Annotated in this window: 20 protein-coding genes; 13 read left to right on the forward strand and 7 right to left on the reverse strand. The window is 69.4% G+C overall.

Translation table 11 applies throughout. The annotated features are described in order from the left end of the window. The first annotated feature begins 77 nt into the window (after positions 1 to 77). Both NWFMUON74_RS14195 and NWFMUON74_RS14200 read left to right on the forward strand, forming a co-directional pair. Positions 78 to 1,235, forward strand: coding sequence for a thiolase C-terminal domain-containing protein (locus tag NWFMUON74_RS14195; RefSeq protein WP_187688263.1), 1,158 nt, complete (start codon positions 78 to 80; stop codon positions 1,233 to 1,235). 76 nt (positions 1,236 to 1,311) lie between these two features. Further along, entirely contained in the window at positions 1,312 to 2,514 is a 1,203-nt protein-coding gene (locus NWFMUON74_RS14200; RefSeq protein ID WP_187688264.1) for a hypothetical protein, read from the forward strand. Positions 2,515 to 2,524: 10 nt separating this feature from the next. Here the strand turns inward: NWFMUON74_RS14200 and NWFMUON74_RS14205 are convergent, their stop codons facing one another. From NWFMUON74_RS14205 to NWFMUON74_RS14215, 3 genes are read right to left on the reverse strand one after another with little or no spacing between them, the layout of a single operon-like run. Continuing rightward, complete coding sequence (locus NWFMUON74_RS14205) at positions 2,525 to 3,946, reverse strand: FadD3 family acyl-CoA ligase (protein WP_187688265.1); 1,422 nt, start codon at positions 3,944 to 3,946, stop codon at positions 2,525 to 2,527. Then, positions 3,943 to 5,139, reverse strand: coding sequence for an amidohydrolase family protein (locus NWFMUON74_RS14210; protein ID WP_187688266.1), 1,197 nt, complete (start codon positions 5,137 to 5,139; stop codon positions 3,943 to 3,945). Before NWFMUON74_RS14210 ends, NWFMUON74_RS14205 begins: the two co-directional genes overlap by 4 nt. 38 nt (positions 5,140 to 5,177) lie before the next feature. Further along, positions 5,178 to 6,725, reverse strand: a complete 1,548-nt coding sequence (locus tag NWFMUON74_RS14215) for an AMP-binding protein (protein ID WP_187688267.1) — start codon at positions 6,723 to 6,725, stop codon at positions 5,178 to 5,180. Positions 6,726 to 6,812: 87 nt separating this feature from the next. Between NWFMUON74_RS14215 and NWFMUON74_RS14220 the strand changes: the two genes are divergently transcribed. From NWFMUON74_RS14220 to NWFMUON74_RS14235, 4 genes are all read left to right on the forward strand, one after another. Beyond that, a complete protein-coding gene (locus NWFMUON74_RS14220; protein ID WP_187688268.1) occupies positions 6,813 to 7,529 on the forward strand; it encodes an enoyl-CoA hydratase/isomerase family protein in 717 nt (238 codons plus the stop codon). A gap of 368 nt (positions 7,530 to 7,897) precedes the next feature. After that, positions 7,898 to 8,512, forward strand: coding sequence for a hypothetical protein (locus NWFMUON74_RS14225; RefSeq protein WP_342452780.1), 615 nt, complete (start codon positions 7,898 to 7,900; stop codon positions 8,510 to 8,512). Between the two features lie 223 nt (positions 8,513 to 8,735). After that, the gene (locus tag NWFMUON74_RS14230) at positions 8,736 to 10,013 is read left to right on the forward strand and encodes a cytochrome P450 (protein WP_187688269.1); all 1,278 of its coding nucleotides are present in this window, start codon (positions 8,736 to 8,738) and stop codon (positions 10,011 to 10,013) included. 43 nt (positions 10,014 to 10,056) lie between these two features. Continuing rightward, on the forward strand, positions 10,057 to 10,893 hold the full coding sequence (locus NWFMUON74_RS14235; RefSeq protein WP_187688270.1) for a mycofactocin-coupled SDR family oxidoreductase: 837 nt from the start codon (positions 10,057 to 10,059) through the stop codon (positions 10,891 to 10,893). A 185-nt stretch (positions 10,894 to 11,078) separates the two neighbouring features. Here the strand turns inward: NWFMUON74_RS14235 and NWFMUON74_RS14240 are convergent, their stop codons facing one another. Then, on the reverse strand, positions 11,079 to 11,765 hold the full coding sequence (locus tag NWFMUON74_RS14240) for a TetR/AcrR family transcriptional regulator (protein ID WP_232111016.1): 687 nt from the start codon (positions 11,763 to 11,765) through the stop codon (positions 11,079 to 11,081). Positions 11,766 to 11,994: 229 nt separating this feature from the next. Here NWFMUON74_RS14240 and NWFMUON74_RS14245 point away from each other — a divergent pair, with 229 nt between their 5' ends. Together NWFMUON74_RS14245 and NWFMUON74_RS14250 are read left to right on the forward strand one after the other, a co-directional pair. Beyond that, positions 11,995 to 13,584 (forward strand): GMC oxidoreductase, encoded by a 1,590-nt coding sequence (locus NWFMUON74_RS14245; RefSeq protein WP_187688271.1) that lies wholly within the window; start codon positions 11,995 to 11,997, stop codon positions 13,582 to 13,584. 76 nt (positions 13,585 to 13,660) lie between these two features. Then, positions 13,661 to 14,461, forward strand: coding sequence for an SDR family oxidoreductase (locus tag NWFMUON74_RS14250; RefSeq protein WP_187688272.1), 801 nt, complete (start codon positions 13,661 to 13,663; stop codon positions 14,459 to 14,461). Positions 14,462 to 14,538: 77 nt separating this feature from the next. Here NWFMUON74_RS14250 and NWFMUON74_RS14255 read toward each other — a convergent pair whose 3' ends face one another. The 3 genes from NWFMUON74_RS14255 to NWFMUON74_RS14265 form a co-directional block, all read right to left on the reverse strand. Continuing rightward, positions 14,539 to 15,420: an NAD(P)-dependent oxidoreductase gene (locus NWFMUON74_RS14255; RefSeq protein WP_187688273.1), complete on the reverse strand. Its 882-nt coding sequence runs from the start codon at positions 15,418 to 15,420 to the stop codon at positions 14,539 to 14,541. Continuing rightward, positions 15,417 to 16,166, reverse strand: coding sequence for an SDR family oxidoreductase (locus NWFMUON74_RS14260; protein ID WP_187688274.1), 750 nt, complete (start codon positions 16,164 to 16,166; stop codon positions 15,417 to 15,419). The genes NWFMUON74_RS14255 and NWFMUON74_RS14260 overlap by 4 nt, the downstream gene beginning before the upstream one ends. Positions 16,167 to 16,311: 145 nt before the next feature. Next, complete coding sequence (locus tag NWFMUON74_RS14265) at positions 16,312 to 17,778, reverse strand: aldehyde dehydrogenase (RefSeq protein ID WP_187688275.1); 1,467 nt, start codon at positions 17,776 to 17,778, stop codon at positions 16,312 to 16,314. 83 nt (positions 17,779 to 17,861) lie between these two features. Here NWFMUON74_RS14265 and NWFMUON74_RS14270 point away from each other — a divergent pair, with 83 nt between their 5' ends. The 5 genes from NWFMUON74_RS14270 to NWFMUON74_RS14290 all read left to right on the forward strand — a co-directional run bounded on the left by NWFMUON74_RS14270 (position 17,862) and on the right by NWFMUON74_RS14290 (position 22,115). Beyond that, complete coding sequence (locus NWFMUON74_RS14270; protein ID WP_187688276.1) at positions 17,862 to 18,743, forward strand: SDR family NAD(P)-dependent oxidoreductase; 882 nt, start codon at positions 17,862 to 17,864, stop codon at positions 18,741 to 18,743. Between the two features lie 143 nt (positions 18,744 to 18,886). Then, positions 18,887 to 20,095, forward strand: coding sequence for a cytochrome P450 (locus NWFMUON74_RS14275; protein WP_187688277.1), 1,209 nt, complete (start codon positions 18,887 to 18,889; stop codon positions 20,093 to 20,095). A gap of 2 nt (positions 20,096 to 20,097) precedes the next feature. Further along, entirely contained in the window at positions 20,098 to 20,316 is a 219-nt protein-coding gene (locus NWFMUON74_RS14280; RefSeq protein WP_187689152.1) for a ferredoxin, read from the forward strand. A 3-nt stretch (positions 20,317 to 20,319) separates the two neighbouring features. After that, the gene (locus NWFMUON74_RS14285) at positions 20,320 to 20,874 is read left to right on the forward strand and encodes a nuclear transport factor 2-like protein (protein ID WP_187688278.1); all 555 of its coding nucleotides are present in this window, start codon (positions 20,320 to 20,322) and stop codon (positions 20,872 to 20,874) included. Beyond that, positions 20,871 to 22,115 (forward strand): hypothetical protein, encoded by a 1,245-nt coding sequence (locus tag NWFMUON74_RS14290; protein ID WP_187689153.1) that lies wholly within the window; start codon positions 20,871 to 20,873, stop codon positions 22,113 to 22,115. Before NWFMUON74_RS14285 ends, NWFMUON74_RS14290 begins: the two co-directional genes overlap by 4 nt. Positions 22,116 to 22,139 lie beyond the last annotated feature (24 nt).

The following is a 22,139-nucleotide window of genomic DNA, read 5'->3' on the forward strand; positions in this document are numbered from 1 at the left end:
GGATTCGCGGTGTCCGGAGGTACCGCGCGCCGCGCGGTGCCGCGGGCGGTACGGCTCGATGGCTGGAGGGAATCGCCATGCGGAAGGTAGCCGTCGTCGGTGCGGGGATGACGCCGTTCGCCGAGCATTTCGCGCTCGGGATGAAGGATCTGCTGCCGATGGCGTTCGCCGAATGCGCGGCCACGGTGGACAAGGGTCTGCGCCCGGCGGATCTGCAGGCGGCCTGGTTCGGGGCGATGGGAACCACCGACGGCCCGCCCTCGGGCGTGCTGGCCGACGCGCTGGGACTGCCCGAGATTCCCGTCACCCACATCGAGAACTCGTGCGCCACAGGCAATGACGCGGTGCGCAACGCGCTGTTCGGCATCGCGTCCGGCGCGGTCGACGTGGCCCTGGTGATCGGAGCGGACAAGCTGCGCGAGACCGCGCAGAAGAACCTGCTCGGCGAGTGGGGCATGCTGATGCGGGACACGGCCTGGGACTACCAGCTGGGGCTGTTCGGGCCCGCCGGTTTCGCGCTGCACGTCAACCGCTACCTCTACGAATCCCCGGCCACCCGTGCGCATCTGGCGATGGTGGCGGTGAAGAACCATCGGCACGGCGCGCGAAACCCCAAGGCGCGTCTGCGTTTCGAGATCACCCTGGAACAGGCTCTGCAGGCCCCGATCGTGGCGGACCCGCTCGGCGTCTACGACTGTGTCCCGCAGAGTGACGGCGCGGCCGCCCTGGTGCTGGCCGCCGAGGATGTGGTGGACCGCTACACCGACCGCCCGGTGTGGGTGCGCGGCGTGGGACTGGGCCTGGATTCGGTGATGCACCAGCACAAGCGGGATCTGACCACCTTCCCGGCGACGGTCCGGGCGGCGCGGGCGGCCTTCGCCATGGCCGGCCTGCGCCCCTCCGATGTCGACGTCGCCGAGGTGCACGACTTCTTCACCGGCATCGAGCTGATCAGTTACGAGGATCTGGGTTTCGCCGACCGTTTCGAAGCGCACAAACTCCTCGAGGCGGGCGTCACCTCGATCGGCGGCAGCCTGCCGGTCAATCCGAGCGGCGGCCTGAAATCCAAGGGCCACCCACCGGGCGCCACCGGCGTCGCACAATGCGTCGAGCTGTTCGAACAGTTACGCGGCACCGCGGTCAACCAGGTCGACGGCGCGCGAATCGGCCTGGCGCACAACCTCGGAGGGCCGACCGCGGTGTCGGCGGTGACGATCCTGGAAGGCCCGCACTGAAGGCCGCGAATCCCCCGAACGCATCGGTGGCGCGCCGCGCCCCATCGCATCGTGCGGCGCTGCTATAACTGTACTGGTGAAGGCTTCCGAGCCGGTCGACGCAGAGTCTTCCCTCTCGGCCCGGGAATGTCGCCGTCATTACGACACCGGCGGATACCGGGTGCTCGGGGCGGCATCGGTCTGCCTGCTCGCTCTGATCCCGCTCGTCGTCGTGATGATCCTGCGGTCCACGGCGCCACCCCCGGGACCGACTCCGGGCACACCGCAGGGTTGCCTGTCGGTGGTCTTGCCTCGCGGGAAGGCCGACCTCGACCGTCCCTTCGAGTTCACCGCGCACCTCGATCGTGATTCCTGCGACCTCATCTCGGCGCGCTCCGATCAGGCGCTGCGGCTGAAGAAGGTACCTGTCGGAAGTCTCGTGGAGATCAAATTGACCTCGCGGCAAGAACTTTCGATCCGAGACCGCGGATCGGTCAGCAAGCCGTTCTCGGACGACGGCACGGCCGACTGGACGTGGGAACTCCGGGCCGGTGTGAAAGGTGCTTACCTGCTCTCGCTGGTGGTGACAGTTCGCGACAAGGAGTCCAAGGAGGTCGTCGACGAGAGCGAGCCGCTGTACGTCTGGATCGACGTTACGCCGACGGGCCGGCAGATCGTGGCGTCGGCGTGGTCATCGGCCACCTCGTTCCTCGATTCCGTGCCCGGGGCGATCGCCGGGCTGACGGCGCTGCTGGCCGTCGCCAGCGGCATCTGGTTCCGGTTGTCCGGGCGGAAGAAGGCGGCGAGTCGCGACGTCGACACTGCCGAACCCGTCGCCGAAGACGACACGGTACGCGAGCGCGCTGAACGGTCCGCCGCCGTACCCGCCGCACCCGCCGCACCCGCGGCGGTCATGGCTCCCGAGGAGGCGTCTGTTCCGTTCGAGGCGGCCGTGACCGCCGCGGTGGTTCACGCCACGGCCACGGGCGATCTGGTGTGGAGATCGTCTACGACCCCGGGCGACCACGCGGTCGACATCGTCGGAAGGATCGTCGAATACAACTGGCGAGATCCCGGCGACACCGGGAACGCGTATGTGACATTCGTTGCCCGCTGCGGCGACGATATCGTCGACGAGCAGGTACGAAGAGTCGGAAAAGGCAACGATCACTCGTCGTTCCGATTCGACCTGGGTAGTGGGGTGGGCGCCGGTATCGAGATCACGGATGTGACCGTCCAGGTCGGACTGAGCCTGGACCGCCAGGTAGTGGGCAGTGCCCAGACGTATCGTCCGCGATGAGTGCGCGATATCAGCGGAGCCGGTCCTTCATCACCTTGCCGGTGGCGTTGAGGGGGAGTTCGTCGAGGAAGCGGATGGAGCGGGGGACCTTGAAGCCGGCCATGCGGTCGCGGCTCCAGGCGATCAGTTCGGCCTCGCTGAGGGTGCCGCGTCTCACCACGAAGGCGCGCCCGACCTGGCCGAGGCGGTCGTCCGGGACGCCGATGACCGCGGCCTGGACCACCGCGGGGTGTTCCAGCAGGAAGCCCTCGATCTCGGCCGGGTAGGCGTTGAAGCCGCCGACGATGAACATGTCCTTCTTGCGGCCGGTGATGATCAATCGGCCTTCCGGGTCGAGCCGGCCCAGATCGCCGGTGTGCAGCCAGCCTCGGGCGTCGATCGCCTCGGCGGTGGCCTGCGGATCGTCCAGGTAGCCCTGCATCACGCTGTAGCCGCGGACGAGTACCTCGCCGTCGGCGGCGATGTCCACTTCGACTCCCGCGCAGGGCTTTCCGGCGGTGGTGGCGATCTGCTCGAAGGTGTCGCCGGGCCGTGAGGCGGTGGCGGTGCCGGCCTCGGTGAGCCCGTAGCCGGTCATGATCGACCGGAACGGCAGTTCCTCGCGGACGCGGCGGATCAGCTCGACCGGGATGTCGGCCGCACCGGTGACCGCCGCTCGCAGCGAGGACAGGTCGTGCTCGCCCCGCGCCGCCAGCAGCGAGTGGTAGAGCGTGGGCGGGCCGGGGAGCATCGTGATGCGCTCGCGCGCGATCAATTCCAGCACCCGGTCCACCTCGAACACCGGGACCGGCAGCATCGTCGCACCGCGGATCAGCGACGAGATCAGGCCCGCCTTGTAGCCGAAGGTGTGGAAGAACGGGTTGACCAGGAGGTACCGGTCGCCCTCGCGCAGATCGGCGAGATCGCACCATTCGGCGTAGAGGCGCAGGGTCTGCAGGTGATTCATCATCACGCCCTTGGGCCGCCCGGTGGTGCCCGAGGTGTAGACGATGTCGGCGATGTCGGTGCCGGCGATGTCCGCCTCGAAAGGTGTTCCACTGCTGAGGAAGCCGGACTCGAGATCCACCACGGGCACCCCGGCGGTGAACTGCGTGCCGAGGAACCCCTGTTGCACCAGAACCAGTTTCGCGCCGCTGCGCGCGATGATGTCGCCCGCCTCCTCGGTCTTGAGCCGCGTGTTCACCGGCACCAGCACGCCGCCCGCGGTGAGCACGCCGAAGGCCGCGACGATCCACTTCGCCGAGTTGGGCGCCCACACCGCGACCCGATCACCCTTGCCGACGCCCGCCGCGGCCAACGCTCCGGCGGCCCCGCGCACCCGATCGGCGAGTTCGCGGAAACTCCAGCGGATCTCACCGTCGACGACCGCTTCGGCGGCACCGAAGCGGTCGGCGGTGCTCAGGACCAGCTCCGGGATGGTCTGCCAGCTCATACCTTCAGCAGCCGCGCCAGATTGCCACCCATGATCTTGGCCTGATTCTCCAGCGGCATGTCCTTGATCTCGTGGATGTAGCGCGCGGGCTCGGCCAGACCCTCCGGATGCGGCCAGTCGGAACCGAACAGCACGTGGTCGGCGCCCATGACCTGCGACAGCCGCTCGAGGTCCTCTTCCCAGAACGGGCTGACGTAGAGGCTCTGCTTGATGGCCTCGATCGGGTCGCGGAAGCCGAAGCCCTCGGGCGCCTTCTTGTACACGTCCGACAGCTGCTGCAGCAGCGGCTCCAGCCAGGCCGAGCCGTTCTCGATGACCGCGATCTTCAGATCCGGGAACCGGTTCAGCGCGCCGTGGCACACCCATGACGCCACCGCGTCGGTCACCGGCCGCCACTGGTTGGTCATGGCGAAGGTGTTGGTCTGGAACGGCAGCATCTCCAGGCTGTTGCCGTCCCACTCCGCGTCGTAGCGGGAATAGCCGCTGTCCGAGGAGTGCATGGTGACCAGCACGTCCAGCTCCACGACCCGCTTCCAGAACGGGTCGAACTCCGGCAGCGCGAACGAGCGCATGCCCTTGAAGCCGGGCACCGGGGCCGGGCGCACCAGGATCGCCTTGGCACCGTGCTCGACCACCGCCCAGTTCAGCTCGTCGATCGCCCGCTCGACGATCGGCAGGGTGATCACCGGGACGGTGAAGATGCGGCCGGAGTGCACGAAGCTACCGTCCTGACCCCAGTCGTCGAGCATCCAGCGGTTCAGCGATTCGATCACCGCGTGGATCAGCTCGGGGTGGTTGCGCATGCGCTCCTCGACCAGGCTGGCCAGGGTCGGGAACATGAGCGCGCGCTGCAGCTGCAGCTCGTCCATGACCTTCAGCCGCGCCTCCGGATTGCGGAAGGCGTCGATCGCCTTCATCGACTTGCCGAAGATCTCCCGCCGGCTCTTGCCCTCGGGGTTGCCGTGCTTGAAGTACTCCTCCATCGCGCCGGGACGGGCCACGACCTCGAAGGTGGGGTTGGGGATGTACTCGCTGATCTGGCCGAGCACCGCGATCTTGGTGCGGCCGTTGATCTCGACGTACTGGATCGCCCCCTCGTACTCCTTGGGCAGATGCCGGGTGAGGGCTTCCTTGGTCTCGTAGAGATGGTTGTCCGCGTCGAAGAGCTGGTAGGGCAGCTCGACCTTCGTCATGGAATCCTCCTTGTCGTTCTATGAGAATGTTATTCTCTTCATTGGTGAGCCGCAATGCCCTCGCGGCGCGCGGCCGCCAGGTCGCGGCGGACCATGAACTTCTGGATCTTGCCGCTGGCGGTGCGCGGAAAATCCGCGACGACGTGCACTTCCTCCGGCCACTTCTGCTTGGCCGGACCGGCCGCGGCGAAGTGGGCGCGCAGCTCGTCCAGGGTGGGCGGGGTGCGCCCGGGGAGCAGGCGCAGCACCGCGGCCGTGCGCTCGCCCAGCCGGTCGTCCGGCACGGCCACCGCGATCGCCTCGGCGACGCCGGGCAGCGTCAGCAGCACCTCCTCGACCTCGAGCGCGCTGATGTTCTCGCCGCCGCGAATGATCATGTCGGATTTGCGATCGGTGATGGTCAGGTAGCCGTCCGCGTCGAGGACGCCGATATCGCCGGTGTGGTACCAGCCGTCGGCGTCGAAGGCGGCGGCGGTGAGGTCGGGATCGGTGTAGCCCAGGCAGAGATCCGGTCCGCGACTGAGGATTTCGCCGTCCGCGGCCAGCCGCACCTCGACCCCCGGCAGCGCCCGGCCGTCGGTGAACAGCCGCTTGTCCTCCGGTGCGGTGTGGTGCGAACCGGTGATCGAGGGATGCTCGGTGCTGCCGTAGGAGCGATAGACCACGATGCCCAGCCGCGACAGCCGGGTGGTCACCGCCGCCGGGACCGGCGCGCCGCCGAGCCCGGCGTAGCGCAGGTACGGCAGGTGCTCGGGGGTGTAGTCGGGATGGTCGAGCAGACTGGTCAGGTAGTACGGCACGCCGCCGCCGACGGTCAGCCGATGTGCGGTCATCAGTGCGAGGACCGCGGCCGGATCCCAGACGTCGACGAGGTTGATCGGTACCCGGTCCAGCACCGGGATCAGCAGCGCGTTGATCATGCCGATGAAGTGGCCGACCGGCGCCGCGGTGAGCTGGTCGCCGCGGTCGGCCGGGTACATCCCCGCCAGCTGCCGGGTCTCGTAGACCAGCGTGCGGTGAGTGTGCACCACGCCCTTCGGCGCGCGGGTGGTGCCGGAGGTGTAGGCGATCAGCGCGGGATCGGCTGGGGCGCAGCGCGTTACGCCCGGCATCGGCTCGGGGTCGAGCAGTTGCTCGAAGTCCCGCCCGACCACCGCGACCACCGGAACGCGGTCGCGCAGCTCGGCGCTGTCGGGCCGGTCGGTGGTCACGAAGACCTGCGGCCGTGCGGCGTCGAGGATGTAGGTGAGTTCCTTGTGCCCGTAGAAGTGCACGATCGGGACCACCACGGCGCCCAGGAACGCCGACGCCCAGAAGACCGCCGCGGCCTCCATCGAATTGGGCAGCTGGAAGGCGATGGTGTCGCCGGGCGCTACGCCGCGCCGGCGCAGTCCGGCGGCCAGCCGCCGGGCTACCCGCTCCACCTCGCCGAACGTGCCCGACCACGGCCGCGTCGCCGAGTGGATGCGGAATGCGGTGCCGGGCGCGGCGGCCAGGCCGGCCGCCAGCAGATCGCCGATCGTCTCGTCGGTCCACCAGCCCTCCGCCCGGTAGCGCCGGACGAGATCGAGGGGGATCGTGCGCATCGTCGAACTCCCGTCGGGCCAGGGACGTAACAGCCTTACGCTATTCTCTCAGTAAGAGAATCACATTTCCACAGGGGAGAACAAGACATGGTAGAGCTCGAGCTGGACGACGGTCTGGCGGTGGTGACCATCAATCGCCCGCACGCCCGCAATGCCATCGCCCCCGAGACGATGGATCAGTTGGAGCAGGCGATCGATGCCGCCGCCGGGGCTCGGGCACTGGCGCTGACCGGGGCGGGTGAGCGTGCCTTCGTCTCCGGCGGCGATCTCAAGGAACTCGCCGCGCTGCGGACCGAGGCGCAGGCGGCCGAGATGGCCTGGCGGATGCGCGGCGTCTGCGATCGGCTCGCGGCGTTCCCGGGGCCGGTGGTGGCGGCGTTGAACGGGCACGCGCTGGGCGGCGGGGCGGAGGTCGCGGTGGCCGCCGACATCCGGATCGCGGCCGACGACATCAAGATCGGCTTCAATCAGGTGTCGCTGGCGATCATGCCCGCCTGGGGCGGTGCCGAGCGGCTGGCCGCGCTGGTCGGCCGCGGCCGCGCGTTGCTGCTCGCGGGTTCCGGGGTGATTCTCGACGCCGCGGCCGCCGAGCGGGCCGGGCTCGTCGACCGGGTGCTGCCGCGCGCGGAGTTCGACCGGGGCTGGCGCGCGGCCGCGCGCTCGCTGGCGACGGCGCCCGCGGCCGACATCAAGCGCGTGCTGGCGGGAGCGCCGCCGGCCGAGGCCGTCGCGGCGTTCGCGCGGCTGTGGGTCGCCGAGGAGCACTGGGCGGCGGCGGACCGAGTGATGAACCGCGCCAAGTGATTTCGTCCCATGAATGCGCGCGCGACAGCATTGTACCGGCTCCCCGGCGCAGTGGTAGATATGTTGCATAATGCCGTTTCAGAGTGATGTAGATCACATGATCGCTCGAGTGAGGTTCCCGTCGCCGTCTGGGTAACCGGGTTACCGTGTTGATCGGTAGATCCCCCCGTGGGGCGTCGCGGCACTACGGTCACCGGCCCTGACCGCCGTGCGCCCACCGGAGCGACCGTCGGCTCATTCCCGGTAGCCGCCGCCTGGAAAACGGCGGCTCACCGAGCCGGCCGACTGCCGGACGGCGGGGTGCCCGTACTGTGGCCCGGCCGTTGGACCTGCCGCGATCTTCACATTCGAGAGGCGGGATGAGAACCATGGCTACACGATCCGTCGATCCCATCGAACAAGGCGTCCGGGCACTGGATTCGGCTGCGCGCCGGCGAGCGCACGCGCGACGGCGGCCCCTGCGCCACAGACTGGCGGTCGTCGCACCGAGTGCCGAGGATGTCATCCGCCATGTCGGCGGCTGGTTGTTCGACCGGACCTACGCGGGCTGGGAGGTGACCGTGCTGGTCTCCGAGTGCTCGAATGTCCGCCCGCTGGGCATCCTCGGTGCGGAGGTACTCGAACTCGAACAGTCGCTGGCCGCGCCGTTGCACGACACCTGGCCCAACGCCGTCGCGGTCGCGGCGCAGACTTACCGGGCCGACGGCCGCGTCCGGGCCGGTGTGCTGGAATGCCTGGATCGCGGCCTGGTCGAGGTGGCGGTGTGGGGTGACGGGCTGCCCGCGGAACTGGACAACCGGATCGCGCCGGTCGAGCATCGGGTGAGTGTGGCGGCCCGCGCGTTCAAAGCTTGTGCGCTGGCCGCGGCGGGTTTCCCGGCGGAACAGGTCGCGGTGACCGAGGCGTTTCGCACCGGCGAACTGCGGTCGGACCGCAGGCGGGCGGGCGATCTCGTATCGGCGCGGCCCGCCGCCGGGGTCTGATCTCGTCATAGCCGCGCGGTGACGGCGGCGATACCGGATTCCTCCGGTCATCGCCGCCGTCGCCGTGTCCGGATGCGGTTCGGACGCCGCCGAAACCTGCCCGCACCTGCTTCCGATGGCGCCACATAGATGATTGAGCAACTGTGAGAACGGTATTCCCGCTGATCGGTAACTGTGTTACCGTCCGTAGTGGTCGCCTCGATCAATGGCAGGAGTTCTCCGCATGACTGACTTCGATTCGGTGGACTACTTCACCGATCCCTCGCTCGTCCCCGATCCGCACCCGTACTTCGACCATCTGCGGTCGAAATGCCCGGTGACGCGGGAATCGCAGCACGGTGTGTACGCGGTGACCGGGTACGAGGAGTCGGTGGAGGTGCTCAAGGACGCCGAGCTGTTCTCGTCGGTGATCGCGGTGGGCGGCCCATTCCCGCCCCTGCCGTTCGAGGTGGAGGGCGAGGACATCGGCGCCTTGATCGAGCAGCACCGCACCCGGATGCCGATGTTCGAGCACATGGTCACGATGGACCCGCCGCAGCACACTTATGCGCGCTCGCTGCTGGCCCGGCTGCTGACCCCCGCCCGGCTGAAGGAGAACGAGGATTTCATGTGGCGGCTGGCGGACCGCCAGCTCGACGAGTTCCTCGAGCAGGGCCGGTGCGAGTTCCTCGCCGAATACGCCAAGCCGTTCTCGCTGCTGGTCGTCGCCGACGTGCTGGGCGTGCCCGAGGAGGACCATCAGCAGTTCCGCACGGTGCTCGGCGCCGACCGGCCCGGCGCCCGCGTCGGATCCCTCGACGACGAGGTGCTGGTGTCCAATCCGCTGGAGTGGCTGGACGACAAGTTCTCCGCGTATATCGGTGAGCGCCGGGAGAATCCGCGCGACGACGTGCTGACCTCGCTGGCGCTGGCGAAATATCCGGACGGTTCCACCCCCGAGATCATCGACGTGGTGCGGTCGGCGACGTTCCTGTTCGCCGCCGGGCAGGAGACCACCGCCAAGCTGCTGAGCGCGGCGCTGCGCGTGCTGGGCGACCACCCCGAGGTGCAGCGGCAGCTGCGCGAGGACCGCAGCCGGATCCCGGCCTTCATCGAGGAGACCCTGCGCATGGACTCGCCCGTGAAGAGCGGGTTCCGGTTGGCGAAGCGGGCGACGACCATCGGCGACGTCGAGATCCCGGTGGGATCGACGGTGATGTTCTGCCCCGGCGCCGCCAACCGCGACCCGCGCCGCTTCGAGCAGCCGCACGAATTCCGCTTGGACCGCAAGAACTTCCGCGAGCACATGGCGTTCGGGCGCGGCGTGCACACCTGCCCCGGCAGCCCGCTCGCCCGCGCCGAGGGCCGGGTGTCGATCGAGCGGATCCTGGACCGGATGCTCGACATCCGGATCGACGAGCAGCGCCACGGCCCCGCCGACGCGCGGCGCTACGACTACGAGCCCACCTACATCCTGCGCGGGCTGTCGAACCTGCACATCACCTTCACGCCCAACCCCTGAGCGGGTCGCCCGCGCGGCGGCGCACCAACGAAACGAGGTAACCATGACCGGACGGGTCGACGGAAAGGTCGCATTCATCACCGGCGCGGCACGCGGCCAGGGCCGCAGCCACGCCGTGCGGTTGGCGCAGGAGGGCGCCGACATCATCGCGGTCGACGTCTGTAAACCGGTCAGCGGCACCGACCTGATCCCGGCGTCCACGCCGGAGGATCTGGCCGAGACCGCCGATCTGGTGAAGGGTCTCGGCCGCCGCATCGTGACGGCCGAGGTGGACGTGCGCGACTACGACGCGCTGAAGTCCGCCGTGGACAGCGGCGTGGAGCAGCTGGGGCGGCTGGACATCGTCGTGGCCAACGCCGGCATCGGCAACGGCGGCGAGACGCTGGACAAGACCAGTGAACAAGACTGGCAGACGATGATCGACATCAACCTGGGCGGTGTCTGGAAGGCGGCGAAAGCCGGTGTGCCACATCTGATCTCGGCCGGGGGCGGCTCGATCATCCTCACCAGTTCGGTGGGCGGGCTCAAGGCGTACCCGAACACCGGGCACTATGTCGCGGCCAAGCACGGCGTGGTCGGCCTGATGCGCGCGTTCGCGGTCGAGCTGGGCCAGCATTCCATCCGGGTCAACTCGGTGCATCCGACGAACGTGAACACGCCGATGTTCATGAACGAGGGCACGATGAAGCTGTTCCGGCCGGATCTGGAGAACCCGACCCAGGAGGACTTCGCCCCGGTGGCGCAGTTCATGCACACGCTCCCGGTCGGCTGGGTGGAGCCGGTCGACATCAGCAACGCGGTGCTGTACCTGGCCTCCGACGAGGCGCGCTACGTCACCGGCGTCACGCTGCCGGTCGACGCGGGCAGCATGCTCAAATAGCTCGGTCCAGCCGTCAGGCCCGCCGGAACTCCGGCGGGCCTGACGGCTGTCGCGTGATCGACGATGTCGGCCCGGCGGGCACCGCGCGGCACCCGCAACCGGTGTCAATCGACCGTGCAGCCCGAGCGGATCCTGCGGGCGACCACACGGTAACACGGTTACCGGGCGTCACGACCTGTGAGTGGTCACAGCGGTCCGGTGTCCCCGGTGTTGCTCGGACCCGGATCGTAGGGCGAGATGAACGACGGCCGCAGGACCAGCGTGGGCGCCTCGCCGGGCTGCGGGCGCTGGGCGCTCGCGGGCGCCGCGAGTGGTTCGTTGTTGGTGGTCAGACGGTAGACGATGCGCTCGAGCGCCGGCAGGATCTCGGTGATCTCGAGCGACCCGGCGGCGAAGCGGCCGATCAGGGCGTAGGTCATGTTGGTCAGCACCATGCCGATGTCGGCCACGTAGTCGGGGTCGATATCGTCGAACAGGGCGCTGGCGGCCGGCAGGATGGCGTCGAAGCCCTGCTCGTCGAGCCGATGGCCGCGCGGACCCGACCGCGCCTGGAAGTACGCCTCGAGCATGCGCGGATGATGCTCCCACGGTTCGAATACGCTGCGCAGCAGGCGCACGATGCCGTCGCGCAGGGACTCGCCCTCGGGCGCCTCGGTCAACATGCCGTAGGTGTTGGTGGCCAGCCACTGTTCCACGGCGGCCAGCATCAGATCGTCGCGAGTCGGGTACAGCTTGTAGACCGTCGTCAGCGAAACCCGTGCCCGGCGGGCCACTTCGCGTAACTGGACCGCGTCGTATCCCTCGGTCTCGAGTAGCTCCAGCACGGTCTCGATGATCTTGGCGGCCGCGTCCTGGTTGCCCGTCCTCTCCACGCGTCAACAGTAACGCAGTTATTTCAGTAACTTGATTACTCGGGTTGCCCCGAACCTATTGACAGTCTTGATCTACGGTGTCTAAATTTCGAATACCGCCCCGGGACCAGGGTTTTCAGCGCGCAGTCGCCGAGTAGGTCCCCCCGCTGGCCGGTGCCGTCCGGCCGTGAGCGCGATGTCCCGGCGTCATCCGCGTGGGGCGTATCCGTCTGCGTTCTGGAGGTCGTTCGTGTCTGTATTCACCCGCCGTTCGTTGTTGACCGGCGCCCTCGCGGCGGGAGCGGTGCTGGCGACGCCCGGCCTCGCGCAAGCCGGTATCGGGGCGGTCGTGGGGCGTGTGCGGACCGTGCGCGAGGAGCATCGGGTGATCGTGATCGGCTCGGGTTTCGGCGGCGGGGTCACCGCGCTGCGCCTGGCCGAGGCCGGTGTCCCGGTGCTGGTACTCGAGCGCGGGCGACGCTGGCCGACGGGACCGAACGCGGAGACGTTCCCGCACGCGACGGCGCCGGACAAGCGCATTCTCTGGTATCGGTCCGCGCCGCAGCTGTTCGGCGTCCCGGTGGCGTTCGAGCCTTACGCGGGTCTGGTCGAGGCGGTGCCGGGGGAGAACATGACCGCGCTGTGCGCGGCCGGGGTCGGCGGCGGATCGCTGGTGTACCAAGGCATGTCGCTGCAACCGGCCGAGGACGTGTTCAACACGCACTTCCCCCAGGAGCTCGATTGGGCGACGATGAACCGGGTCCACTACCCCCGCGTCGCGCGCATGTTGCGACTCGCGACCGCCCCGGACGAGCTGATCGACGCGCCGAACTATCTGGCCGCGCGGGTCTTCGCCGAGCATGTGCAGCGGGCCGGGCTGCCGCTGTCGAAGATCCCGATGCCGATCGACTGGAACTACGCGCTCGACGAACTGCGCGGCCGGATGAAACCGTCCTACACCAACGGCGACGGCGCGATGGGAGTCAACAACGGCGGCAAGCATTCGGTCGATGTCACCTATCTCGCCGCCGCCGAGGCGACCGGCAAGGTCACGGTGGCGCCGCTGCACCACGTCACCGACATCGAGCGCGGCAAGGACGGCCGGTGGACGGTGTACGTGGACCGCATCGACACCTCGGGCACGGTGCTGGAGAACAAGATCCTGACCACCGACACGCTGGTGCTGTCGGCCGGCAGCCTCAACACCACCCGCTTGCTCGTCCGCGCGGCGGCCAAGGGCCGGATCCCCGATCTGCCCGACGAACTGGGCGGAGGCTGGGGCACCAACGCCGACCGTATCTACGCGTGGACCTGCCTCGATGCCAATGTCGGTGCGGCGCAGGGCGGTCCGGTCGTCTACGGCAGCCTGAACTGGAGCGACCCCGCGAGGGCCAGTACCGTGATCCAGGCGTCGATCCCGCCGCTGCAGCTCGACGCGCACAGCACGATGCTCGTGGGTTACGGCGTCAGCGCCGCGCGCGGACGGTTCGTCTACGACGCGGCCACCGACGATGCCCGGCTGCACTGGCCCGCGGCGGGCGATGAGATCGCGCAGAACGGCACCATCGGGCCGATGGTCGAGCGCATCGCGGGCTCGGCGAGCGTGCTCACCGACACCAACGCCCTGTTCCCCTCCACCTGGCATCCGCTCGGCGGCGCGGGCATGGGCGCGGTCTGCGATCTGAACGGCCGCGTGCTCGGCCAGCGCGGGCTCTACGTGCTCGACGGTGCGCTGCTGCCGGGCAACGCCGCCGCCTGCAATCCCTCGATGACCATCGCGGCGGTCGCCGAACGGGCGCTGGAACACCTGGTCCGCGAGGACGTCGGCACCGTGATCTGAGCGTTGTCCGGCGCGCCGCGCCCATGCTAGTGTTCGGACAGGTGTCCGGCCATGTGTTTCAGTGAGAGGGCAAGCCATGCCACGTTTCGAGCCGAATCCCGCTCGCCGTCCCGTGCTGATCGCGGGCGCGTCCTCGGGGATCGGTGCGGCCAGCGCCGTCGCGCTGGCCGCGCTCGGCCATCCCGTCGCGCTGGGAGCCCGGCGCGTCGACCAGTGCGAAGAGCTGGCGGAGAAGATTCGCGCCGACGGGGGCGAGGCGATCGCCCACCGCCTCGACGTCACCGATCAGGCGTCCGTCGACGAGTTCGTGACGGCGGCCGAACAGGCGCACGGGCCCACCGAGATCCTCGTCTCCGGTGCCGGAGACCTGGAGTTCTCGCTGATTCACGAGATGGACCCGGAGCGGTTCGCCGCGCAGGTGCAGGTGCATCTGATCGGCCCGCAGCGGCTCGCGCACCGGGTGCTGCCGGGGATGATCGAGCGGCGGCGCGGCGACTTCGTCATCATCGGCTCGGACTGCGCGCCGGATCCACGACCGCGCACGGGCGCCTACAGCGCGTCCAAGGCCGGGCTGGAGGCGCTGACCGATCAGCTGCGAATGGAATTGGAGGGCACCGGGGTTCGCGCCTCGCTGGTCCGGCCGGGCCCCACCAAGACCGGCATGGGCGGCGACGCGTCATCGGAGGTCATCGGCCCGCTGATCGACGACTGGGTGAAGTGGGGCTTCGCCCGCCATCCCTATCTGTTGCGCGCATCGGATATGGCCGCCGCGGTCGTGGCGGTGGTCGGGACGCCGCGCGGGGCGCACCTCGTGCTGGTCGAGGTGCAGCCCGAGGCGCCGTTGCGGGAGCTCGGGGAGCCCGCCCGGCAGGAGTGAGGTCGGCGGTAGACCTGCGAAAGACGTTCGGCCGGTGGTGAATTCACCACCGGCCGAACGTCTTTTCGCGGTCGTGCCTAGGCGTGTTCCTGCGCGATGGGACCGCTGCCCACACCGAGCCCGTTCCCGAGGCCACGCAGCGCCGACTGCGCCAGGGGAAGGTCGAGGTCCAGGCGCCGCCCGAGATCCAGGGCGAGGGCGAGGTCCTTCTCGCCGAGGTCGCGGACGTGGCTGAGGATCGGGTGCCAGAAGTCGTCCGGGGCGATCTCGGCCGTGGTGTCGCGCAACATGATCGCGCCCGCACCGCCGGTGATGGCGTCGGAGTGGCGGACCACCTTGCCCAGCGCGGTGATGTCGAGGCCCGCGGTCTCGGCGAGGCGCTGCGCCTCGGCGGCCGCGGTGAACGCGACGAAGTGCAACAGGTTGCGCGCCAGCTTCATCCGGGTGCCCGCGCCCACCGCACCGGCGTGCACGACCAGTCCGCCGAAGGTCTCGAACGGCGCGCGCACCTTCTCGAACGCCGCCGCGCTGCCGCCCACCATGACCGCGAGGCTGCCCTGCTTCGCGCCCGCCGCGCCCCCGCTGATCGGCGCGTCCACGAATTCCACGCCGTGCTCGGCACATTCGGCCGCCAGCTCGACGGCCGTCAGGTCACTGATGGTGGAGTGCACGGCGACGACGGTGCCCGGCTCGGCAGAGCTCAGAATGCCCTGCGGACCCGCCACCACGGACCGTACCTGCGCGTCGTCGACCACGACGATGGAGATCACCGTGGCGTGCGCGGCCAGCTCCGCCGCCGACGCGGCCGTCTCGGCCCCGCCGGTGACGAACGGCTCGAGCGCCTCCGCGCGCATGTCGCAGACGGTGAGCCCACCGGGCCAGGACAGCAGGCGCTCGGCCATCGGCGCGCCCATATTGCCCAGGCCGATGAACCCGACCCGATCCCCGGCGCCGGTCATCGGATGATCTGTCCGCCGTCGACGTTGAGGATGTGCCCGGTGACCCAGCTCGCCTCGTCGGACAGCAGGTACAGGCAGGCGCCCACGAGATCGCCGGGAGTTCCCATGCGCTTCAAGGGAAGTCGCTGCACCATGTCCTGCACGATGGTGCCCGGGGTGACGGTCTTGGTGGCCTCGGTGTCGATCGGGCCGGGCGCGATGGCGTTGACCCGGATCTTCGAGCCGCCGAGTTCGGTGGCCAGCTGCTGGGTGAGACCGTTGACGCCGACCTTGGCCAGCCCGTAGAAGCCGGAGTAGAGCCAGGCGGCGGTGGAGGACTGGTTGACGATGGAGCCGCCGCCGTTGTTCGACATCGGCTGCCACACCGCGCGGGTCATGTTCAGCGCGCCGTCGAGGTTCACGCTCATGAACTTCTTGTAGTAGTCCCACGGCACCGTCAGCAGCAGGTCGAGTTTCATATCGCCGTAGATGGCGGCGTTGTTGACCAGATGGTCGATGCCGCCGAACTTCTCGACGGTGAATTCCGCCAGGGCCGTGGCAGATTCGGGATCGGCGACGTCCACGGTGTGGAAGACGGCGGTGCCGCCGTCGGCGGTGATCTGCTTGGCGACCGCCTCGCCCTTCTCGGCGTTGAGGTCGGCGACGACGACGCGAGCGCCCTCGGCGGCCAGCGCCTGGGCGTAGGCGGCGCCGATGCCCTGCGCGGCGCCGGTGACGATCGCGGATCGTCCGGTGAAGCGTGCCATGATGAAAGCCTTTCTGCGGCAGTGTGTTCGGGAGCCGATTCGGCGGTGCCCGAGTGCCTGTTCGGCGGTGTTGAAGTGCCTGTTCGGCAGTGTTGAAGTGCCTGTTCGGCGGTGTTGAAGTGCCTATTCGGCAGTGTCCAAGTGCCTATTCGGCGGTGGCGACGAGCTTGGTCTCGGTGTACTCCTCGAATCCGGCGACGCCCAGTTCGCGGCCGATGCCGGACTGCTTGTAGCCGCCGAACGGGGCGTCGGCGGCGTACCAGATGCCGCCGTTGACGCCGAGCGTGCCGGTGCGCACACCGCGCACGACATGGTCGATGCGCTCGGGGTCGGTGCCCCACACCGCGCCGGAGAGGCCGTAGGGAGATTCGTTGGCGAGGCGGACGGCGTCGTCGTCGCCGTCGTGCGGGATCACCACCAGCACCGGCCCGAAGATCTCCTCCTGCGCGGCGGTGGCGGTGTTGGACAGGCCGCTGATCAGGGTGGGTTCGACGAACCACCCCGGCCGGTCCGGGCGGCCGCCGCCGGTGACGATGGTGCCACCCTCGGCCTGGGCGATCTCGAGGTAGCGCTCCACGCGGTCGCGCTGCCGCTCGGAGATCAGCGGTCCGCACACGGTGCCGCCCTCGGCCGGATCGCCGGGCTTGATCCCGGCCATGGCCTTGGCGGCCGCGGCGACCGCGTCGTCGTAGGACGCGCGCGGGACCAGCAGACGGGTGGTGAGCGCGCAGCCCTGTCCGGCGTGCACGCAGACCGAGAACCCGGCGTAGCTCGACGCGGCCGCGATGTCGGCGTCGTCGAGCACGATGAACGCCGACTTGCCGCCGAGCTCGAGGAACACCTTCTTCAATGTCGTTGCCGCGGTGGCCATCACGGCCTTGCCCGTGGCGGTGGAACCGGTGAACGACACCATGTCCACGCGCGGATCGCCCGCGAGCTGCGCGCCGAGGGCGTGGTCGGCGGAGGTCACGATGTTCACCACGCCCGCGGGGATATCGGTCTGCTCGGCGATGACCTTGCCGATCAGCGCCGCGCACCACGGGGTGTCGGGCGCGGGCTTGAGGACCACCGTCGCGCCCGCGGCCAGCGCCGGGCCGAGTTTGGCGAAATTGATCTGATGCGGGAAGTTCCACGGCGTGATGGCACCGACCACGCCCACCGCCTCCCGCCGCAGCGTGCGGCCGGACTTGATGCCCATCGGCGACGCGACGCCGAGATCGGTTTCCCACGTGTAGTTCTCGGCCAGGTCGGCGAAGTACCCGAGATCGCCGATCGGGCCCTCGAGCTGCGGGCCGCTGGTCAGCATGCGCGGCGCGCCCACCTCGGCGATGGTCAGCTCGCGCAGCTCTTCGATGTTGTCGCGCAAGGCATCTCGCAGCTGCCGCAGGCAGGCCGCGCGGAACGCGTGGTCGCGGGACCAGCCGGTGTCGTCGAACGCCGACCGCGCCGCCGCGATGGCGGCGTCCATATCGCCGGCGTCGCCGTTGGCGGCCTGGCCCAACACCTCCCCGGACGCCGGATTCATCGTGGCGAACACCCCGGCGCCGCCCGGCACCAGTTTGCCCCCGACCAACAGCAGCGAGCCTTCCGCGCTGGGCAACAGTTTGCTCATGCAATTCTCCGAGATCTGTCTGGACACCTGTACGGACTATAGTTCGATACCTGGTTTCGGTACAAGAACGCGTTGCAGGAGGAATGGATATGGCCGAAGAGCAGCTGCTGGCCGGGACGGGCGCGGTGGTCGTGGGCGGGGGGAGCGGCATCGGCCTGGCGGTGGCCGAGACGCTGGCCGCGCACGGGGCGGGTGTCGTGGTCAACTCGCGGTCCGCGGCGGCCGTGGACCGGGCCGCCGACGAGATCCGGCGGGCGGGTGGCCGGGCGCTGCCGCTGGCGGGCTCGGCCGCCGACGAGATCGTCGCCGAACGCCTGGTGGAGACGTGCGCCGACGCGTACGGCGCGATCGACATCCTGGTCAACTGTGCCGCCGTCCCGGAACCGCTGCGGTCGTCGATTCTCGATGTGCGCCACGAGGATTGGCGCGCCCTGCTGGATTCGCACCTGACGACGGTCTTCAACACCTGCCGCGCCGCGGCGCCCCGCATGGCCGCCCGGGGCTCGGGCTCGATCGTCAACACGGGCTCGTTCGCCTACCTCGGCGACTACGGCGGCAGCGGATATCCGGCGGGCAAGGGCGCGGTGACCAGCCTGACCCTGGCCATCGCCGCGGATCTGAAGGAGCACGGCGTGCGGGCCAATGTCGTGTGCCCGGGTGCGAAGACGCGGCTGTCGACCGGGGTCGACTACGAGGCGCACATCCGCGACCTGCATCGGCGGGGTCTGCTGGACGAGGCCACCATGCGCGCGTCGCTGGACGCGCCGCCGCCGGAGTATGCCGCCGCGCTGTACCTCTATCTGGCCTCGGCCGCCGCGCGGGCGGTCAGCGGCGAGATCTTCATCGCCGCAGGCGGTTTCGTGGGCCGCTTCGAACGACCGGTGGCGACGCCGCTGGGTTACCGCGACCACGACGGGCAGCCGCCGTGGACCATCGCCGACCTGGCCCGGATGGCCGGGCGATGAGTTCGGGGCGGCCGGATCGCGAATGACCGTTGTCGAGACATCGGTCCGATGGTAGTTTCCAGACAGGTGTCCGGCCTTGTGTCTCGCGGAGAGGTGCCGATGAGTTTCGATATGAACCTGTTCCAGTCGCCGGGGTGGTTCCGATGACGGCGTCGTCGGTGGAACCGCTCCTGTTCGATCCGTACGACTATGGTTTCCACGACGATCCGTACCCGCTCTACCGGCGGCTGCGGATTGAGGCGCCGCTGTACCACAACCCGGAGCTGGGCTTCTGGGCCTTGTCCCGGCACGCCGACGTGACCGCCGCGTTCCGCGACAGCACGCGGCTGTCGAGCGCGAACGGCGTATCGCTGGATCCGGCGGCGTGGGGTCCGCACGCGCACAAGACGATGTCGTTCCTGGCGATGGACGATCCGCGGCATCTGCGCATGCGGCAGTTGGTGTTCAAGGGCTTCACGCCGCGCCGGGTCACCGAAATGACCGACCGCATAGCGGAATTGACCCGCCGGTATCTCGAACCCGCGCTGGAACGCGGCAGCTTCGACTGGATCGAGGAGGTCGCGGGCAAGCTCCCGATGGATGTCATCTCGGAGTTGATGGGCGTGCCTGAGACCGACCGCGCCGAGATCCGGCGGCTCGCCGATCTGGTGGTGCATCGCGAGGACGGCGTGCTCGACGTGCCCGCCGCCGCCATCGACGCCTCATTGCAGCTGGTCGGCTACTACGCCGACATGGTCGCGCAGCGCCGTGCCACCCGCACCGAGGATCTGACCTCGGCGCTGGTCGACGCGGAGATCGACGGGGACAAGCTCTCCGACGACGAGATCATCGGCTTCATGTTCCTCATGGTCGTGGCGGGCAACGAGACCACGACCAAGCTGCTCGGCAACGCGCTGTACTGGGCGGGCCGCTTCCCCGACCAGTTCGCGAAGGTGCGCGCGGACCGCGACCTGGTCGGGGCCTGGGTGGAGGAGACGCTGCGCTACGACACCTCGAGCCAGATGGTGGCCCGGTCCGCGGCGGCCGACATCGAGTTCGAGCACGGGCTGGTGCCCGCGGGCGCCAAGGTGCTGCTGCTGATCGGCTCGGCCAATCGCGACGCGGCCGTGTTCGACGACGGTGACGTCTACGACATCGAGCGACCGGACAAGGGCAAGCTGGTCAGCTTCGGCAGCGGCGTGCACTTCTGCCTGGGCGCGCACCTGGCGCGGCTGGAGGCCGGAATCGCTCTGCGCGCCTTCGTCGATCGCGTCCGCGACTATCGCGTGGACGAGAGCGGCATCGAGCGCGTGCACTCCACCAACGTGCGGGGCTTCGCCGAACTCCCCATCACCGTGGAGGTTTCGTCATGACGATACGGATCGAGGTGGATCTCGACCTGTGCCAGGGCCACGCCGTCTGCCAGGCCGAGTCCCCGCAGATCTTCACCGTGCCCAAGCACGGCAAGGCGCAGCTGCTGCGTGCGCCGGACGACCGTGACCGCGCCGACGTGGAGAACGCCGTGCGGTACTGCCCGACCCAAGCGCTGTCGGTCGTCGAGGACGACCGGACCCCGGAAACCGAAGGATCGTGACCCATGACCGGATTCGCACGCGACGAGCTCGAAGAGATGGTTCGCCGCTGGGAGGACGAGAACAAGCGCTGTGAGGAGCTGGGCGACTGGCGTCCGCTCGCGGAGCTGTACACCGAGGACGCCACCTACGGCTGGAACTACGGGCCCACCCAGGAGTTCATGGCGGTCGGGCGCGCGGAGATCCGGGACCTGGCCCTCGGCCAGGAGATGGACGGCCTCGAAGGGTGGACGTACCCGTACCAGGAATTCGTGATCGACGACCGCAGCGGGACGGTGATCGGCTTCTGGAAGCAGATCAACGAGAAGACCCGTGACGACGGCCGCCCCTACATGCCGGAGGGCATCGGCGGCAGCTGGTTCCGCTACGGCGGCGACTTCCAGTGGTCGTGGCAGCGCGACTTCTTCGACTTCGGCAACGTGTCGGCGCTGTTCATGGAGATGATCACCGCCAACGCGCTCTCGCCCGGGATGCAGAAGCGCATCGAGCGGTCGGCGTCCGGCCCGCTGCCGGGGTGGTACCGCATCGGCACCGCGCCGGTGCAGCTGTGGGATCGATGATGCCGAGCCGGTTCGCGGACCTGACGCGCGAGCAGCTCGCGGTGCTGGTGCCCGAGCTGCTGCTGTGCGGGCACCTGATCGACCGGTCGGGGATGGCGCATTCCATCGCGGCGTTCGGCCGGGACGGCATGGCGGAGATCGCGATCGAGGAATGGCAGCTCGCCAGCCCGGTGTACACCCGGCGCATGCGCGCGGCGCTGCGTATCCCCGGCGACGGCGTCGAGACGATCTTCAAGGGTCTGCAGCTGGATATCGGGGCGCCGCCGCAGTTCATGGATTTCCGCTTCCGCATCGACGACCACGATCACGGCGAGTTCTGGCTCGACCACTGCGGGGCGCTCGCCGACGTCGAGCCGATGGGAGAGGACTTCGTGGTGGCCATGTGCCACACCATCGAGGATCCGACCTTCGACGCGACGGCGCTGGCGACCAACCCGCACGCGCAGGTGCGTCCGATCCACCGCCCGCCGCGGCGCCCGGCGGACCGGCGGCCGGTGTGCGCGTGGACGGTGACCATCGACGCGGCGCACGAACCGCCCGCGGTGCCGGCGCACGCCCCGCTGGTGGAGAACTCCGCCGCCGCTCTGGTGGAACTCGACCCGATCGATCGGGACGAGCCGGGGAACTCCGACTACGCGGGGCCCCTGTTGAGCGATATCCGCTTCGCCGACTTCTCGCGGTCGGCCCTGGTGCGCATGGCCGACGAGGTCTGCCTGCAACAGCATCTGCTGACGCTCGGATTCCTGATCGCGGTGCGGGAACGCGGCGGCGAGGAGCGGGCCCGGGAGATCGGGCGCAAGCAGTTCACCGGCATCGCCGGGCTCACCGCCGAGCGGATCCGCAAGGCGCTGGGGCTCGGCGACGATCTCGCGGCGCTGGTACAGGTGCTGCGCCTGCATCCGGCGTGGAATCCCGCGAAGTACGCCGGGGTGGAGATCGCTCCGGACGGTGACGGCGTGGTGCTGCGCCTGGACCGCACCTGCGGTGGCGTCACCGACGGCGCGTGGCCCGCGCTCGTCGAGCCCGAGCACCTCGAGCCCGTCGACGCGATGATCCGCGGGGTGAACCCGCGGTTCCGGTCGCGGGTCCGCGCCGCCGACGACACCACCCTGACCATCGAGATCACCACCGCCGCAGCGCCTTTCAAGGAGGCCCCGGAGGTCGCCGTCACGCGTTTCAGCACCGGCGCGGACTTCGCCTTCGCCGACCGCGGCATCCCGCTGCCGCTGTCCGTCGTGTAATCACCACCGAGAGAGCCGAACACC

This window comes from Nocardia wallacei, from assembly GCF_014466955.1.
Taxonomy (GTDB): Bacteria; Actinomycetota; Actinomycetes; order Mycobacteriales; family Mycobacteriaceae; genus Nocardia; species Nocardia wallacei.